We start from the raw sequence: 18,524 nt of genomic DNA, 5'->3' as shown, positions 1-18,524 counted from the left end.
ATGAAGAAAAAAGAAAAAGTTATAGTAGGATTATCAGGTGGAGTAGACTCAAGTGTCGCTGCATACCTGTTATTAAAAGATGGATATGATGTAGAAGCAGTTTTTATGAGAAATTGGGATAGTGCAACTAACCAAGATTTCAAAGGAAATCCAACTGCTTTTGATGAAGTCTGTGAACAAGAAAAAGATTATCGAGACGCAAAAAAAGTTGCTGATAAATTAGGTATTAAGTTACATAAAGTCGATTTTATAAAAGAATATTGGGATGAAGTATTTACATATTTCCTTGATGAATATAAGAAGAATCGTACACCTAATCCAGATATTTTATGTAACAATGAAATTAAGTTTAAAGCATTTGTTAAATATGCAAAAACGCTTGATTATGATTATATTGCTATGGGTCATTATGCAAGAATAAATCATGATTCAACTGATCCCATGCTTTTACGTGCAAAAGATAATAATAAAGATCAAACATATTTCTTATCACAATTAGAAACAAGTCAATTAAGAAATGTTTTATTTCCAATTGGAGAATTAGAAAAAGAAGAAGTAAGAAAAATTGCTCACGAGCAAGATCTAGCAACTGCAGATAAAAAAGATTCAACAGGAATCTGTTTTATTGGTGAAAGAAACTTTAGTGGTTTTTTAAGTAATTACTTACCTGCTAAAAAAGGTGATATGCGCAGATTAGATGGAACCTATGTAAAAGAACATTATGGATTAATGAATTACACAATCGGACAAAGAAAAGGATTGGGTATTGGTGGAAGCCAAGATTCATTAGACGCATGGTATGTAGTAGGAAAAGATTTAAAAACGAACACGTTATATGTTGAACCAGATAAAGATCATCCTCATTTGTTTAGTAATAAGGCAATTATTACAGATATTAAATGGCGTGGAGCAAAAAAATCAGGAAAAATGAGTGCTAAGTTTAGATATCGTCAAAAAGATATTGATATTAATCTAACATGGATTGATGATACTAAAGCAATCGTTGAATATAACAATGTTAAAGCAGTAACACCTGGACAAGCAGCTGTTTTTTATGATGGTGATGTTTGTTTAGGAGCTGGATTTATTGATCAAGTATTCTTTAATGATGAAGAAAGAATTTATTCATAAACGATATTTTTATAATATCGTTTTTTTTACTTGACATTAAAGTTAACTTGAATGTTAAAATCTATATGGAGGTTGATATTTATGAAAATAAAAGAATTATCAAAAGCAAGCGGTATAAAAGCTTATACTATTAGATATTATGAAGAGATTGGATTATTAAAACCAACACGTTTAGAGAGTAAATATCGGATATTTCAAGAATCAGATTTGTTAAAATTAAAGCTAATCAAAGTTTTGCAGTATGCGATGTTTGATTTGAAAGAGATTAAAGTAATTTTAGAGAGTCTTGAACTTGAAGCTTCACCTGAATGTAATGAAAAGATTGGTATAATTATAAAAAGTAAAATTAAAATGCTACTTGATCATATAAATAATTATCAAACGATTATAAAATTAATTAATAGTGTTCCACTAGCAAATAATCACATTGAATATAAGGAAAATAAAACTTTTTTTGATGAAAAATTATACATGATTGTTAATGATTTATATGAAAAGATTGAGGTGTAAAAATGAAAAAAGAATTACATGTAATTATTGGAGCCAACGGACCAATAGGAACTAGTATTTATAATGAATTAAGACGAGTAAATAAAACAGTAATAAGAGTAGGTAGAACAGATATTAAGGAAAGTGATTATCTTAAAGCTGATGCAACAAATCAAAAAGATATTGAATTAGTTACTAAAAATGCTACACACGTTTACCTAACAATTGGTTTAGAATATAGTACAAAAGTATGGGCTAAGAATTGGCCAATCATTATTGATAATCTTATTTTAGCAGCAAGAATAAACAAGTTTAAGATAATCTTCTTTGATAATATATATTTATATGGAAATAGTAGTTCAATTATTTTTGAAGATAGTTTGAAAAAGCCTAATAGTAGAAAAGGAAGAATAAGATTAGAACTTTTCAAAAAACTAAAAAGTAATATGGGTTCAATTGATATTTTAATTGTGCGTGCTCCAGATTTTTTTGGACCAATGGCAAAAGGAAGTATTATTCATACAGCGTTTCTAGAAAATATGATTAAAGGTAAAAATCCACTATTTCTAGGTAATCCAAACAAAAAACATAGTTATGGATATACAATTGATTTAGCACGTGCAACAGTTTTATTAGCTTTAGATGATCAAACTTATAATCAAGAGTGGAATCTTCCATCATATCAAACTAATAATATCTATGAAATCTTTAATTTATATACTAAAAATTTGAATAAAAAATATCGTTTAAGAATTATTCCTAAAAGTATTCATAGATTTTTAAGTTTATTTATCCCGATTTTAAAAGAAGTGTATGAAATGAGATATCAATTTGAAAATGATTATATATTGTCATATTCAAAGTTTATTTCTAGATATCCTGGTTTTAGGCTTGAAAGTATTGAAGATGCTATATATGAAACTACAAAATATTTTATCGACAATAAAAAAAGTGAGTAGTCTCACTTTTTAGCTAAATAAGTATTAAATTCAGTTTGAAGTTCTTGATTGATTGAAGTTAAAAAATCTTCATCCATTTTCAATAGTTTGCGGTCATAGGTAAGTAGTCCATTCACTTCATCCTCAACATCAGTTACTTGAGTATAGATAAGTACTGAAAGACCTTTTTTAATTTGTGGTTTAACTTCATTTATAAGAAGATTTTTATAAGCCTTTTGAAGTTCATCTTTAGTATTAAATATTTTATATCCAAAGATTTTATTTGGATTAAAACGATGATTTTCAATTGGATAACTATATCCACCAAATTCTGTTAAAGCAAGGATTCTTTTTTTAGAGTCCTTTTTACTAAAATTAATCTTTTTAAAATAAATATGTCTACTACAATAATCACCAACTTTTTGATCAGCCCATCCACTTGCATGATCAATTAGTCTTGTATCATCAAGATTTTTGAGTAATTCGGTAATTCGTATAGAGTCAAATTGTCCCCACCCTTCATTAAATGGAACCCAAGTAATAAGTGAAGTGACATTATATAAATAATCAATCATTACTTTTAAATCTTTTTCATATAATCTTCGACCAATTTCATTTTTTCTACCAAACAAACGATGATTTCTATCGTTTAGATGTATCCCAATTAAATTAAGTCCATGATGGAGTTTGATGTTAGTGGCATTGCTATTAATCATGTCTTGAAAAACTAGCATTCCAATTTTATCACAATACTCATAAAATTTATATGGAGAAATCTTAATATGCATTCTTAACATATTAAAACCTAATGACTTCATTTTTATAATATCATCTCTAATTATTTCATAGCTTGGAGGGGTAAGTAAACCATCAGGATAGTATGCTTGATCAAGAAGACCATTAACAAAATAAGGTTCATTGTTTAAGAAGAATAGCATTTTATCATTTAACATTTTTCTTTCAACTTTTCTTAAGCCAATGTATGATGTAATACTATCATCACCATATGAAATTTCTATATCATAGAGATTAGGATTTTCAGGTGACCAAAGATTGACAAGTGATAAATTTAATGTAAAATTATCATTCTTAGTTATAATGTTACCAACAAGCATGGAATTGAAGTAAACTTTCACATCTATATCTAGACTTCCAGTTTTATCAACAAAAAAATCAATATATCCATTTATATCAGTTTTCATTTTTAGACTTTTAATATAATCTTTTGGAACACTTTCAAGCCAAACAGTTTGCCAGATTCCAGATTGAGGTGTATAAAATATTCCTCCTCTTTTAATTCGTTGTTTACCAACTAAATGATATGAAGTATCAGTTAGATCAGTAACTTTAATTAAAATTGTAAAACTATTACCACTAATATACTTCGTAATATCAATTGAAAAAGGAGTATAACCACCAATATGTTTATATACATATTCATCATTAATATAGATTTCAGATGTTTGATCAATTGCTCCAAAATGAATGATTAAAGAATCTTTTTTAAAATCTTTTGGAAGAAACACTTCACGGTAATAGAAAAGTGTTTCGCTTGGCATTAAAATCTTATTAACAGTTGATAAATAAGTTTCAGGTGAAAATGGTACTAAAATAGTTTTATTGAATGTTGATGGTCTTTCACCTTGTGTTATATCATAAAACCAATATCCATTCAAATTTAAATAACTATTTCTTTTAAGTTGAGGTCTTGGATAATCAGAGAGAAGATTGTTTGGATCAATATTCTTTCCATAGGGTGTTAATAATTGTTCATGATTATAATTCAATTGGACCATCACTTGGTGTAACAACATAGAATGATGGTTCATAACCTATTAGATTAGTATAGTTTGTTTTTACTTTCGGAATAAGATTATCAATATCTTTTGATTTAATAATTGCAACAATACAACCACCAAATCCTGCACCAGTCATTCTCGCTCCTATGGCACCGGCTTTAATTGTTTCATTAACCAAAGTATCAAGTTCAATACCAGTAACTTCATAATCATATTGAAGTGATTTGTGAGATTCATTTAAGTATTCTGCAAATTCTATAATTTTGTTGTCTTTTAATGCTTGTGCTGATTTAATTGTTCGATCTTGTTCAGTGATTACATGTTTAACACGCTTATATAAAATTGGTGATAAAAGTTTTTTAATTTTAGGAAGTTCGTTAACACTAATACTGCATAAGTCTTTTACATCATAGTGCTTTTTAAGAATTTCAAGAGATTCTTGACATTCATTAAAACGTTCGTTGTATTTAGAATCTGCAAGTCCACGCTTTTTATTAGTATTAATAACAAGTAAACTATAATCATTAAGAATTAGCGGAATATATTTATAGTCAAGTGTTTGGGTGTTAAGAAGAATTGCATGTTCTTTTTTTCCAGCAACAATTGCAAATTGATCCATAATACCTGAATTAACACCAACAAAGTTGTTTTCAGACTCTTTACCGATTAAAGCCATGTTTGTAATATCAATATTTAAATCAAAAATATCATTTAAGATATAAACAATTAGCGATTCAAGTGAAGCACTTGAAGAAAGTCCAGCATTTGTTGGCATTGTATTATATAAGTATAGATTAAATCCATGATCTATTTTATATTTTCTATTTTTCATTACTGAAAAAACACCTTTTACATAATCAGCCCAACTATTCTTTGAATCTTTAGTTATATCGTTAATTTCAAACTCATATATTTCATCTGTAAATCCTTCAGAATAAACTCTTACTAAATTATCGCTTCTAAGTGAGATTACTCCATATGTTCCATATGAAAGAGCACAAGGCATAACAAAACCACCATTATAATCAATATGTTCACCTATTAGGTTTACTCTTCCTGGAGAAAAGTAGACTTTCTCAGGTTTTATTCCAAATATTTTTGTAAAATTTTCTTTTAAACTATTTTTCATATTCAATAACCTCATTAATAAATTTTTTAAAATTTTTAATACCAATACTATTTTGTTTGAAAACACCACAATCTTCAAGAATTTCTTCAAAAGTTTTTGCAAGTTCAATATTGATTAATTTATCAATGTTAGAAGAAGTAGCTTTATGTTTCCATTTATCAGCCCATGTTTTATGTTTGATTGCATCATTATCAAGTTCTTTATTATTAAGAACATAATCTTTAACACTTTGGAGTTCAGTTTTTAATCTTCCTGGAAGAATAGCTAAACCGATTGCTTCAATAAGACCAATATTCTCTTTTTTGATATTCCATTTATCTTCATGAGGATGGAATATTCCAGAAGGATGTTCAATACTTGTTTGATTATCTCTTAGAATTAAATCAAGTTCATAAAGATTATCATTTTTTCTAGCAATAGGTGTTATTGTATGATGTGGCGTCTCATCTGTAAATGCACGAATATTTAATTCTTCATTGTTATATTTTTTCCAATAAGATAAAAATTTATTTGCATATTTACTAATCAGAGATTTGTCACTAGAAACAAGTCTAACTGTTGATAATGGCCATTCTAATAATTGAATTTTAATGTTATTAAGATGTTCTTCATGAAGAACATTAGCAAGTTGAATTGGAAAAATATGATTTCCACCTTGATAGTGCTCATGGGATAGAATTGAACCACCAACAATTGGTAAATCAGCATTAGAGCCAAAGAAGTAACCATCAAAAATGTCGGTTAATTCAAGTAGATTTTTAAATGTTTGATTTTGAATAGACATACTTACATGTTCTTTAGAAAAAACAATCGCATGTTCATTGTAGTAAATATAAGGAGAAAATTGAAAGAACCAATCATTATCAAAAAGTTTAAAGTTGATTAAACGATGTTGATTTCTTGAATCTCTTTGATAATTACCGGCAAAACCTTCATTTTCTTTACATAATACGCATTTTGGGTATGAAGATGATTGGTTTTTAGCAGCGAGAGCAATACTTTTTGGATCTTTTTCAGGCTTAGAAAGGTTAATTGTTATTTGAAGATTTCCATATTTAGTTTTTTCTTCAAAAGCAATATTTTTTTCAATACGATCAGTTCTAATATAATTCACAGCTTTTGAGTGGTTATAGAACCAAGAAGTAGCTGTTTTTTTATTATTATTAGCTAATAAATCAAATTTATCTTGAATCACAGATGGTAAATTAACAAAAACATTCATAATTTTTGAATCAAATAAATCTCTTTCTATTATAGAATCTTCAATTTGTTTATTCTTTATTAGGTTATCAAGAATAGGATTAAGAGCATCAGCAGGAGTGTTAATTGGATTTGGAACTAGATAATCATCATTAGGTATAATGCCTAAAAGATTATAGAGTTGATTTCTAACATATAAATAATCACGTTTAGTTATTACATTGTTTTCAATTTCAAAATTAATTAAGTTTTCAATATGTTGTTTCATTTAAATCACCTTTTTTGTACTTTCTCTAACGATAAGTTTGGTAGAAATAAGAACTTTTTGTTTTATATCCCTACCATCAATTGCTTCTAATAATAAATCTACGGCTTTTTCACCCATATGTTCTTTATACACTTTAATAGTTGAAAGAGGTGGTATTGTATAGGCACTTTGAGGTATATCATTAAAACCTAAGATTGATACATCATCAGGAACTTTAATTCCTGCTTCATATAAAGCACGTAATGCACCAATTGCCATTGCATCACTAGCAATTAAGTATGCCTCAGCTAGATCATTAGTAGCAATTGCTTCCTTCATTAATTGATAGCCACTATCAATTGAAAATTTTCCAACATGAATTTTTGTTTGATCTTTAAAATAGTTTCTAAAGAAGATTTCACGGCGTTCACCAATTAGTTGTTTTTGGGTATGAGTATATTCTCTACCACCGATATAACCAATATCACTAAAACCTAATGATTCTAAGTAATGAATTGCTTCTAAGTAGGCACTTTCAAAGTCAATAACAACACTATCATAGAGTTGTTCATTTGGTGATGAATCAACAAAAACAATGTTCTTATAGTATTTATTGAAAAGATCAATTTCTTTTTGATCGAACTTACCGACAGCAATCGCCCCATCAGCAGGAGTAATTAGAGTATTTAGGTCATCATAAAAAATCTTAGTCATTTTTATATTTTTTTCATGACAAGCATTTTCAATTCCAAGCCTAATTGCTAAGTAATAATTATCTTCAAGTTCCTCACTTCTTGTATACCAGTGTATTAAAGCAATCGTATATTCGGTTTGATTTTTTCTTGTTTTTGGACCTTTATAAGATAATGTTTCCGCAATTTCCAAAACTGTACTACGTGTTTGTTCACTAACATTCAAAGTTGAGTCATTATTTAAAATTCTTGAAACAGTTGATACAGACACTTTTGCTTTATCAGCGATGTTTTTTAGTGTTACATTTGACATTTTTACCTCCTAAAATAAAGAATATTCTTAATATAATATAATTATACCATCAATCTAGTAAAAGTTTACTAAAATTTTAAAAACTGAAAAATATATTATTAACTTACTAATAAAATCAATAAGAAACTATTAATATGATATAATAAAATATAGGATTTAAAGAGGAAGTGTAAGCTTGAGTTTAGAGAGAATAACAGCGAAAATTAATCGATACGTATATCACAATAATGATAACTCTTATTCAATTGTTAGAGTAATAAATGAGAATAATGAGGATTTAACTATTGTTGGCTATATTCCTATCCTTAGTGAGGATATTTTTTATGAGTTTTTAGGAAAATGGATAAGTCATGATAAATACGGAAAACAATTTCAAGTTGAAACATATACAAAAAGTAATACTCAAAGTGTTGAAGGAGTAGTTAGTTATTTATCAAGCTCATATTTTACTGGAATAGGTCCAGTAACTGCTCAAAAAATAGTTGAAGAACTTGGTGTTGACGCGATAAAAATAATTCTTTCAAATAAAGATATTTTAAAACAATTTAATTTTTCAGATTCAAAAATTGAAAAACTTTATCAACAATTACTTGATAATCAAACAAATGAACATATTTTGGTTAACTTATACGGATATAATATTGCTGGTAAAACAGCAATGAAAATTCTTAATTTTTATGGATTATTAACATTAGATAAATTAGAAGAAAATCCATATCAATTAATCAACGATATTGAAGGAATTGGATTTATAAAAGCAGATGAATTAGCTCAAAAAATGGGAATTGAAAATAATGATCCAAGACGCATTGAAGCTGCAGTTCTTTTTTCTATGAAAACATACTCTTTCCAAAATGGTGATACATATTTAAGTGCAATTGATTTGAAAAAATATACTGAGTCTATTTTAGGTTTTGAAATAGATGTTAAACCAGTCCTAGATAGTTTAGTTTTAGAAAATGAAATAATTCTAGAAGAAGATAGATATTATTTATATAATTCATATTTTGCAGAAAATAGTGTTGCTACTGAACTTAAAAGATTAAAAAATGAACCTTCTGAACTAACTGATTATGATTATTTATCATCATTATTAGAGATGGTTCAAATTCAAAAAAATATTGAATATACAGAACTTCAAAAATCAGCAATTTTAAGCTCATTAACAAGTAAGGTTTCAGTAATTACTGGTGGACCTGGTACAGGTAAAACAACAATTATCGATGGAATAATTGAAATATATGCTTCTTATTTTAAAATAAACTTATCTAATCCAGAAATTGATGAAAAAATTGGATTAATGGCTCCTACTGGTAGAGCAGCTAAAAGAATGGAAGAAGTTTTAGGTCTTCCAGCTAAAACAATTCACAGGCAATTAGGCTATGGATATGATGGTGTTTTTACATATGATGCAGATAAAAAAATGCCTCAAAAATTAATAATTATTGATGAATCTTCAATGATTGATATATTTTTAGCTAGAAAATTACTTGAAGCCATCGATTCAGATGCTCAAGTAATTATTGTTGGAGATGTGGATCAATTACCATCTGTATCACCAGGTACAGTTTTAAAAGATATTATTGAATCAAAGATTATACCTGTTGTAAAACTGACTGAGATTCATAGACAAGCTAAAAATTCAAATATTATTAAATTAGCAAATGCCGTCAATATGCAAAAACTTGATATGCAAAGACTTGAAAGTGGTAATGATTTATTCGTTAGAAATGAGTTTCCTAATAATATCAAAAAGATTATTTTAGAACAAATTAAAGGTGCATTAGATCAAGGTTATGATATGATTAATGATATTCAAATCTTAATACCAACATATAAAGGTGATATTGGTATTGATGCAATAAACCTTTTGTTACAAGAGAATTTTAATGATCTAAATAAACCATATATTGAATATGGTGATAAAAAATATTTTGAAAAAGATAAAGTAATTCAACTAGTTAATGATCCAAAAAATTTTGTTATGAATGGTGATATTGGTTATATTAAAAGAATTAGTAAGACTGTTGATAACAAAGATTACTTAGTAGTTGATTTTGATGGAAATGAAGTCTTTTATGAAAAAAATGATTTAGACTCATTGAATTTAGCTTATGCAATGAGCATTCATAAATCTCAAGGCAGTGAATATAAAATAGTTATACTACCACTCATCAAACAATATACACATATGTTAAAAAAAGAATTGCTATATACTGCAATTACAAGAGCAAAGAACTATTTAATAATAATAGGAGATATAAATTTATTAGTATATGCAGCAAATCATTTATCAGAGAAAAGAAAAACAACACTTAAGTTAAGACTACAAAGTTAGAAAATGCCTATTGGGCATTTTTTTATATACTCTTCATTTTATGAAAACTTATTATAATGTTATAAAACATTAATTTGATACTTCTCTAAAAAAATTATTAATAACTTGAAACTTTGAGTAGTAAAAAAGTATTGAATGTTTATGGAAATATTCGAAAAAAGAGACTAACTATATAAATAGAAAGTCTCTCTAATAAAATCATGCCAATAAGTTTTAACTATTTGGTTAAATATGAAATCTTCTCATAAATTCTTCTTTAACTTCTTTAGGTGAAAAAATTATTAAACCAATAAGTGTTAGTAAACCATAGAAGAAAGATGCTGTTATTGCCCATTTAATTTGAGTAATTTTAAAAATATTTAAAAGGATAACTAATAGATTAAATCCAATTGAAGTTAACAAGAAAGATATGTAATCTTGCCATTTGTTTTTCTTTGACAGTAAAACAATTGTTAATAATAAAGTTGAACTAATAAGTGAAAATGGAAGAACAATATCAATTGCCCAATGATGATCTTTAATCAAGAATCCAATAGCTAGTATTTCAATAGTCGTTAAGACTATAAATCCTAATAGTTTAATAACGAATTTAGGACTATAAAGGATTATCCATAATAATATAATTAAATAAATATTTGAAACACTAACGATTAGGCTCCAATCAAGTTTTCTTGATAAAGAGTAGTTTACAAAAGAAGTAATGATAATAGATGCTAAATTAATTAAAATAAAAATTCTAAATAAAAGACTAATTGATGATTTACTCTTTTTATAAGGTTGAAAATGATATTCAGTAGGTGTTCCATCTTCATGAAGTTCATTATGACAAAGGAGGCAATATTCAACGGGTGAATCATATTTTATATCGCAATTTTTACAAGATTTCATCATACCCCTCCTCGTAATTTGTATCAACAATTACTTCAATGTTATCACTACGTAGTTGATAAACAAAAGTTTTAATGACACTAACATCCTTAATAATACTATTAAAAGTTATATTTGTATGTTCTCCATAACTCACAATTGTTGTATTTATACCTTTACCACTATTGATAAAATCAACATCTTTAATATATTGTTTCATTTCTGATGGTAGACTTACAATTCCCATATTTGAAAGTGAAGAAGTGTTAATTGATTCACCTAATAAATAATACCCAACTCTAAAAAACACATTTTTTATAAACAATGGAACAAATCTAACAAAAGGATTCTTTTCTAATGAAACAAGAGCTCCTAATCTCATATGAATTTTTTCTTTAACTATTTGATCCTTAAACTCTAGTTTTGTGTGTTCAATCATTTCTTCAAAAGTCCATTCTTTACTAAGTTCAAAAGTGGATTTTATATATAAAGAAAAATTTCTTAATGAAGTTGAATTAAATAATGGTCTTAAGTTAACAGGAATAAACATTTTTATAGGTTTTTTACTATTTTTAACATCAATACCTTCATCATAAATACCATAAGCAATTAGTGCAGAAACATATTCAGTAACTGTACATTTATATTTTTCTTTAATCACTGTTAAAAAATCTTTTGTGTTAATTCGTATTTTAAATACTAGTGACCAGTAATCTTTAAAAACATCACCTTTTAGATGATATGCTTTTTCTTCTTTTAGATTTTTTTTAATTTTTGGATTATAATTTGCTCCAAAAGAATCTTCATTTTCTTTGTTTGAAAAAGGCATTTCACTTAAAATCAAACTTTCATGATCAAAATAATGACCCATAAGTTTTAAATATTTATAGGTTATTGATTTTAAAAAGTTAATTGCTCCAGTTCCATCTGTTAATGAATGAAATGTTTCAAGGGTTATTTTATTTTTTAAATAATAGACTTTAAATAAATATCCATTATTTTTATTGAATTTAAAAAATTTACATACCTGACTAGGTTCTTCTTCAACTTTAAATGTTTTTTTATTTTCTGAGAAATAATTCCAAAAAATTCCATTCTTTAATTGAATATTAAAAACTTGAAATCTTTTTAAAGTTAGATTAACTGATTCCTCTAGAATGTCAGGATTAATATCTGATGTTAAATAGAAAGAAAGTCTAAACACATTACTTCGAGCTTTCTTAGAAACAGCAGGAAATACTTTTGCGGCATTATCTAATTTATGCCAATAACGAGTCTTTTGCATCATATCACCTTTACTTAACTGTCTATTATTATACAACAAAACACTATTAAATAAGAAATTAATAAGTAATAATAAGGTTTTAAATGCTATAATTATCTTATGATAAGATAAGGGAGACTATGATTATGAAGAAAATTTTAATGACAATGCTTTTTCTAGTTACTGCAATAGTAATAGTTGGTTGTGTACCTAAAAAGCATAAAGTTGAGTTTTATGTTGATAGTGAATTATATAAAACACAATATATCTTGGATAAAGAAACTATCGAAAAGGTTGATACTCCAAAAAAAGATGGTTATACATTTGAGTATTGGCTTGAAGGTGAAGAAAAATTTGAGGAAGATACGATAATAACTAAAAACATAAGATTGGATGCTAAGTTTGCAAAGAATGAAGAATATTTTAATGTAAAGTTTTTAGTAGATGGTGAAGAATTTATTGTTAAGCAAGTAATTAAGGGGAAGAAACTTGAATTTGTTGATGGACCAGAAAGAGATGGTTATCAATTCGAATATTGGATGAATGATAATGAAAAATTTTCATTTGAAACAATAATTTCTAATGATTTAGTTTTAGTGGCAAAATATACTGAAGTTGGTCATGAAGTAAAGTATTATATAGATAATAATGTACATAGAATAACAAGAGTTAGTGAAGGTAAAATTCTTAAATTAATTGATGCTCCAAATAAAATTGGATATAAATTTCTTTATTGGACAGTTGATGGAATTAAATATGATAATTCAAAACCAGCTAACAATGATATTACATTAACAGCTAAATATGAACGAATTAATAATCAAGAAGTTACTAATATGTTAGATTTTTATTATATTAATGATACTCATGGTGCTGTTTTAAATAAAGAAAATGAGATGGGTGTAGCGAAAATTGCTAATTTAATTAAATCTAAAAAATTAGAAAATCCAGATAATACAGTCTTTATTACTGGTGGAGATATGTTTCAGGGGCAATTAATATCAAATGATAATCGTGGTGCTGTTATTGTTGAATCATTAAATTCAATGAATTTAGATGCTTTTGTTATTGGTAATCATGAGTTTGATTGGGGATTAGAAACAATTTTAAAATATTTCAATCCTAAAACATCAGGAGTTAAAGCTAATTTTCCAATTTTAGGGGCTAATGTTAAATTAAAAAGTACTGATGAAATGCCGGAATTTCTTGATGCCTACACTATTGTAAATAAAGGTAATATTAAAGTTGGTATAATTGGATTAATGGGTGATGGTCTTGAAACTAGTATTGCCAAACAACGCGTAAACGATTATTATTTTTCAAATGTATATCAAGAAGCACAAAAGTATGTTGATATTATTAAAGATCAAGTTGATATGATTGTGGTATCAGTACATGGTTATACATTAGGTCAAGGACTTATGGAGAATCTTGCAAATCTTGATAAGGTTCATTTAATATATAATGCCCATACACATCAAAAATACTATGGAGAGATTAATAGAAACGATTATCAAAAAGTTCAGTATGCACAAGCAGGAGCAAATGGTTATTATGTTTCTAATATAAACTTTAAATACAAAATAGAAAATGAAAATATTTTTGTTAATAGTCAAACAAATGAAATGTTAGATCAATATAATGAACAGTTATTAGAAGCGGAAGACGTAGAAGTTAAAAAAATAGTTGATAGATACTATAATCAAGTTAAACATTTGTATGAAGAAGTTGTTTTGATTGCTGGTGAAAATATGTCTAGGGATGTACTTGCAAATTACATAAGTAAAGTTATGAAAGAAAAAGCTGGAGCAGTAGTTGGATTTCAAAATAGCGGTGGAACAAGAAGTGAACTTTATCGAGGTCAAGAAATAACGGCTGCAGATATATTCCAAATATTTCCTTTTGATAATCGTGTAATAGGTTTTGATGTTAAAGGATCAGAGTTAAGAAAAATACTTAAAAATCAAAGTTTATATGCATCAAATGATTTATTGAATATCAATGATAATGAAATATACCGAGTTACAACTAATGATTATGTATTCTATAGTTATAGTGAATTTGTTGATTACACATATAAAAACGAACAAGATTACGGTGATATGTATGAAGTTTTAAAGAAATTAAAAGCGAACGGTGAAACACATTTTAGTTCCGAAAGTGAGATATTAGTTAACCAAAAAAATCCTTTTTTTAAAGGGTTTTTTCTTTTTATATGTTATAATTACTTTAGGTGATAAGATGTATAATATTGAATTATTAATTTCAAATAGTCATGTTGATAACAATGGGGAAATGAAAGAAACTGCGATCATTAATGCTCTTCAAGATGTTGAAGGAATGCACATTTTAAGTTTGAAAGAATTTACAAAATATCTAATGGATAATAATTTAGGTGTTTTTTTGTTATATCGACAAATTGATATTTTGAAGAAACCAAAATTTGGTGAAAAAGTATTTGTAGCAACATATCCATATAATACAAATATTTTAAGTGGTTATAGACACATTTATTTAGTTAATGAAAAGGGCGAAAAAATTATTAAGACAAATGCATTTGGTGCGTATGTTAACTTAGAAACATATATACCAAACAGACTTCCTAAAGAAATATTAAAAACAATTGGTGATGGTTTGGCAGATGAAACTTTTGAACATTTACCGAGAAAAATAAAATACCAAACTGGAACAGAAAAATATATTGACCAATTACAAATTAAAAAATCTCATATAGATAGATACCATCATGTTAACAATGCACATTATATAACATTTGCTCTTGATAGTATTGATGAAGATATTAGTTTTAACCGAATTAGAGCAGAGTATATGAAATCATTTCAACTTGGTGACTTAGTTAAAATATATTTAATTGAAGAAGATGGTAAATATATATTTGTTTTAAAAAATAAAGAAGATGAAAACTGTGCGATTGTTGAATTCTCAACTTTCCAGTAAAATAAGTTTAATCATATAAATTAACTTAGGATCTAGTGAGGATTTACAATACAAGAAATAAAAGAGAAAGATTTAGTTTTTTTCTTTTAAAGATATAAAAACGAACAAAAGTATTTAGTTATACTTGACATTTAATAAATATGTGGTAAAATTACATAGGTATAAATTGAATAAGTGGAAAGAAGAGATCCCTCTCGCCTGATGATTCATTCATGGGCAAAATGGCACAAAAAACAATGTAGCATTTTTTTTAGTGGGTCCTTGTGGTACTCACTTTTCTTTTTATTCTAAAAAAAATAGGAGGCGAATTCCATTAGAGTAACTAAAAAAAACACAGAACTAGTTAATGAGAACATTCCAAATGTAGAACTTTTAGTAATTGATAATGAAGGCAATAACCTTGGTAAAATGCTAAGAGACAAAGCTATTAAATTATCATATGAAAAAGATTTAGATTTAGTAGTCGTAGCACCAGAAGCAAAAGTAATGGTTGCAAAGATGATGGATTATTCTAAGTATCGTTACGAACAACAAAGAAAATTGCGTGAAATGAAGAAAAATCAGCATATAGTTGACGTAAAAGAAATTAGATTAAGTCCAACAATTGGGGAACATGATTTTAATACTAAACTAAACAATGCGAAAAAGTTTATCCAAAAAGGTGATAAAGTAAAAATAACTTTACGCTTTAGAGGTAGAATGATTACACATAGTCAGTTAGGTGGCGAAGTTGTCGAAAAATTTATCGATGCACTTGGAGATATGGTATTGGTTGAAGCTAAACCAAAACTAGAAGGCTCACAAATGGTTGCAGTTGTTGCACCAATTAATAATAACTAATAAGAAGAAAGAGGTAAAAATAATATGCCAAAAACTAAAACACATAGTGGTTTAAAAAAACGTATTAAAATTACTGCTACAGGAAAAATTAAAAGAGGACACGCTTATAAAAATCACTTAGCAGAATCAAAAACAACAAAACAAAATAGACAATTGAGAGGCACTACATTGGTACATCCATCCGATGAAAAAAGAATTAAACGCCTTATTTCAAATATGTTATAATCGGGAGGAATAAAAATGGCTAGAGTAAAAAATACAGTAGTAACAAGACGTCGTCGTAAAAAAATAATTAAAGCAGCTAAAGGATATTTTGTTTCAAAAGGAACAATTTATAAAACAGCTCATGAACAAGTTATGCGTTCACGTGCTTATGCATACCGTGACCGTAAACGTCGTAAGAGAGATTTCAGAAAATTATGGATTACAAGAATTAATGCAGCTGCACGTTTAAATAATATTAAATATTCACAATTAATTCATGGATTAGCATTAGCTGGTGTTGATGTAAACCGTAAAATGTTAGCTGATTTAGCAGTTAATGAACCAAAAGACTTTGCAGAATATGTAAAAGTTGCACAAAAAGCAATTACAAAAGCAAGTAAATAATGACCTAAAGCGTGGAAAAATCCGCGCTTTTGTTTTATAATGATATAGAGAGGTGCATAATGAAGAAAAGACTAAATATCTTAATAATTACATTAGTTATTATGTTGCTAACATTTTTTGTTGGTTTTTTTAGTGGCGGCTTAAATCAAAGAAGAATAATTCTTGCGATTGAGCTTATTTTTGTAACTTATGTGCTTGTTTATGTTTTTGGTGGATTAGGCAAATTAGTTAGTTCATTAATTTACGGAATGTTTTTAGCAATATTATTAGTTTTATTTACAGAATATGATAGTGCATTAATCGTTATTGGAACATTTTTATTTGTTTTAAATCCTTTAGCAGATTTTGAAAATATAATTGAAAAAAGATTTCCAGAAGAAGGATCAATTATTGGTCATATAAGAGGATCATATGCACCATATTATGAATATCGTAAGGAAATTAAGAGTTATTACCATTTACCACAAACAAGAAAAATTTATACTAAGTCTAGTTATTTAAAACTTCGACAAGCAATTTCAATAATAATGGCAATGGTAGCAGTATTTTTATTACTTAGAGAAGTAAATAATCTAGTGAATTTACTTAAAAATTTTGATATACATACATTCTTTGCAACCTCATATAGTGTAATCATTTTAGTTTTCTTAACAGTTATTCTATATAAAAAAGGATTTCAATCAATGCTTAATTTATTAACTGTATCAGTTTTCCCACCAGTAGCATATTCAATGTATTTTATAGTGAAACCAGAATACCTAGGAGTTATTTTAGGAACTGGAACAATAATACTAGGAATTGCTGCAGGAATTTATCAATATTTCAGTTTTAGAAGCAGAATTGTTTACGAAGATTATTATTACTATGATAATGATAGACAAGTTCACGTGCATGCTAATGCATTATTTGAACCGTTTGTATATAGTGATGCATTTTATTTGAATGCTGTTTTTAAAATTAAAACTAATAATAATAATTTTAATAAGGTATTTCATAACATTATTGTATATGCAGATATTTATAGATTTTTTATTACTGCATATACGTATAATCAAAATGAAGTTACAATATATACTGATTTCCATTATAACGATGAAAAAAGAATTGGAAAATTTGCGGATTACTTGGAATCATTATTTGAAAATCAAGTTACATACAATGTTGATATGGATAAAGAAAAACAAAATTATGAAAAAAATTTCTTTCATAATGATGGATATATAATAGCAAGAACTGTTTATTTAGCAGAGTTGTTAAAAAAACTAGAAATAAAGTCAAATATTATCATCAGTATGGTCGCTTATTTTAATAGTTTAGAAGATATTAATAATATTAGTGATAAATACTCTGTTACAAGAATTCCAGATTTAGATATGGAAAATATTTATACAGTTAGAATTGACATGAGAGTCAATAATGTTGATTACATTATTGAATCAAAAGTTAGAGATTTATTATTAGAACTAATGATAAATAGAGGATCATATGTAAGAATTTCAGTGTATTATTAAGCAAAAATTCTTGACAAAATTAATCCTAAATGATAAAGTAATATTACCTTAGGAAGAAACCAGTGGAACCCAAAGCTTTGGAACGGGAATTTAAACTATATAGGTGTGAAGGCCATTTATTGGAATCCCGAAATATAGAAAAGGAAATACCCACTTTAAATTTATTCGTTCTCACAATCTTCCTAAGTTTTTTTTATAC

16 protein-coding genes are annotated in these 18,524 nt (G+C 26.8%); 10 read left to right on the top strand and 6 right to left on the bottom strand.

Annotated features, from left to right (window positions below; translation table 11 throughout):
* The 3 genes from mnmA (at nt 1) to EXC62_RS06240 (ending at nt 2,579) form a co-directional block, all read left to right on the top strand.
* Nucleotides 1-1,131, top strand: coding sequence for a tRNA 2-thiouridine(34) synthase MnmA (gene mnmA / locus EXC62_RS06250; protein ID WP_026391139.1), 1,131 nt, complete (start codon nt 1-3; stop codon nt 1,129-1,131).
* Between the two features lie 81 nt (nt 1,132-1,212).
* Nucleotides 1,213-1,641, top strand: a complete 429-nt coding sequence (locus tag EXC62_RS06245) for a MerR family transcriptional regulator (RefSeq protein WP_052590099.1) — start codon at nt 1,213-1,215, stop codon at nt 1,639-1,641.
* A gap of 2 nt (nt 1,642-1,643) precedes the next feature.
* Entirely contained in the window at nt 1,644-2,579 is a 936-nt protein-coding gene (locus EXC62_RS06240; protein WP_084156740.1) for an NAD-dependent epimerase/dehydratase family protein, read from the top strand.
* 2 nt (nt 2,580-2,581) lie between these two features.
* Here EXC62_RS06240 and EXC62_RS06235 read toward each other — a convergent pair whose 3' ends face one another.
* From EXC62_RS06235 to EXC62_RS06220, 4 genes are read right to left on the bottom strand one after another with little or no spacing between them, the layout of a single operon-like run.
* Nucleotides 2,582-4,345 (bottom strand): glycoside hydrolase family 2 protein, encoded by a 1,764-nt coding sequence (locus EXC62_RS06235; RefSeq protein WP_197724334.1) that lies wholly within the window; start codon nt 4,343-4,345, stop codon nt 2,582-2,584.
* The gene (locus tag EXC62_RS06230) at nt 4,335-5,486 is read right to left on the bottom strand and encodes a galactokinase (RefSeq protein WP_026391138.1); all 1,152 of its coding nucleotides are present in this window, start codon (nt 5,484-5,486) and stop codon (nt 4,335-4,337) included. The genes EXC62_RS06235 and EXC62_RS06230 overlap by 11 nt, the downstream gene beginning before the upstream one ends.
* Nucleotides 5,476-6,954, bottom strand: a complete 1,479-nt coding sequence (locus EXC62_RS06225) for a UDP-glucose--hexose-1-phosphate uridylyltransferase (protein WP_026391137.1) — start codon at nt 6,952-6,954, stop codon at nt 5,476-5,478. The genes EXC62_RS06230 and EXC62_RS06225 overlap by 11 nt, the downstream gene beginning before the upstream one ends.
* A complete protein-coding gene (locus EXC62_RS06220) occupies nt 6,955-7,938 on the bottom strand; it encodes a LacI family DNA-binding transcriptional regulator (protein ID WP_026391136.1) in 984 nt (327 codons plus the stop codon).
* A gap of 175 nt (nt 7,939-8,113) precedes the next feature.
* On the opposite strand from EXC62_RS06220, the gene recD2 reads away from it, so the two are divergent.
* Nucleotides 8,114-10,276, top strand: a complete 2,163-nt coding sequence (gene recD2 / locus EXC62_RS06215) for an SF1B family DNA helicase RecD2 (protein WP_035375937.1) — start codon at nt 8,114-8,116, stop codon at nt 10,274-10,276.
* Nucleotides 10,277-10,501: 225 nt separating this feature from the next.
* On the opposite strand, the gene EXC62_RS06210 is transcribed toward recD2, so the two are convergent.
* Together EXC62_RS06210 and EXC62_RS06205 are read right to left on the bottom strand one after the other, a co-directional pair.
* Complete coding sequence (locus tag EXC62_RS06210) at nt 10,502-11,164, bottom strand: DUF6320 domain-containing protein (protein ID WP_026391135.1); 663 nt, start codon at nt 11,162-11,164, stop codon at nt 10,502-10,504.
* On the bottom strand, nt 11,151-12,428 hold the full coding sequence (locus tag EXC62_RS06205; protein WP_026391134.1) for a condensation domain-containing protein: 1,278 nt from the start codon (nt 12,426-12,428) through the stop codon (nt 11,151-11,153). Before EXC62_RS06205 ends, EXC62_RS06210 begins: the two co-directional genes overlap by 14 nt.
* Nucleotides 12,429-12,553: 125 nt before the next feature.
* Between EXC62_RS06205 and EXC62_RS06200 the strand changes: the two genes are divergently transcribed.
* The 6 genes from EXC62_RS06200 to EXC62_RS06175 all read left to right on the top strand — a co-directional run bounded on the left by EXC62_RS06200 (nt 12,554) and on the right by EXC62_RS06175 (nt 18,325).
* Nucleotides 12,554-14,644 (top strand): bifunctional metallophosphatase/5'-nucleotidase, encoded by a 2,091-nt coding sequence (locus tag EXC62_RS06200; RefSeq protein WP_162140321.1) that lies wholly within the window; start codon nt 12,554-12,556, stop codon nt 14,642-14,644.
* Between the two features lie 4 nt (nt 14,645-14,648).
* The gene (locus EXC62_RS06195; protein WP_026391132.1) at nt 14,649-15,365 is read left to right on the top strand and encodes an acyl-[acyl-carrier-protein] thioesterase; all 717 of its coding nucleotides are present in this window, start codon (nt 14,649-14,651) and stop codon (nt 15,363-15,365) included.
* Nucleotides 15,366-15,677: 312 nt separating this feature from the next.
* The gene (infC, locus tag EXC62_RS06190; RefSeq protein WP_026391131.1) at nt 15,678-16,205 is read left to right on the top strand and encodes a translation initiation factor IF-3; all 528 of its coding nucleotides are present in this window, start codon (nt 15,678-15,680) and stop codon (nt 16,203-16,205) included.
* 24 nt (nt 16,206-16,229) lie between these two features.
* Nucleotides 16,230-16,430, top strand: coding sequence for a 50S ribosomal protein L35 (rpmI, locus tag EXC62_RS06185; protein ID WP_026391130.1), 201 nt, complete (start codon nt 16,230-16,232; stop codon nt 16,428-16,430).
* A gap of 15 nt (nt 16,431-16,445) precedes the next feature.
* Nucleotides 16,446-16,814, top strand: coding sequence for a 50S ribosomal protein L20 (gene rplT / locus EXC62_RS06180; RefSeq protein ID WP_026391129.1), 369 nt, complete (start codon nt 16,446-16,448; stop codon nt 16,812-16,814).
* A gap of 59 nt (nt 16,815-16,873) precedes the next feature.
* Nucleotides 16,874-18,325: a hypothetical protein gene (locus tag EXC62_RS06175; protein WP_026391128.1), complete on the top strand. Its 1,452-nt coding sequence runs from the start codon at nt 16,874-16,876 to the stop codon at nt 18,323-18,325.
* Nucleotides 18,326-18,524: the final 199 nt, after the last annotated feature.

It is taken from the genome of Haploplasma axanthum, from assembly GCF_900660745.1.
Classification (GTDB): domain Bacteria; phylum Bacillota_I; class Bacilli_A; order Acholeplasmatales; family Acholeplasmataceae; genus Haploplasma; species Haploplasma axanthum.
The sequence above is the reverse complement of the archived record's forward strand: the minus strand, read 5'-3'. Positions and strand labels throughout refer to the sequence as shown.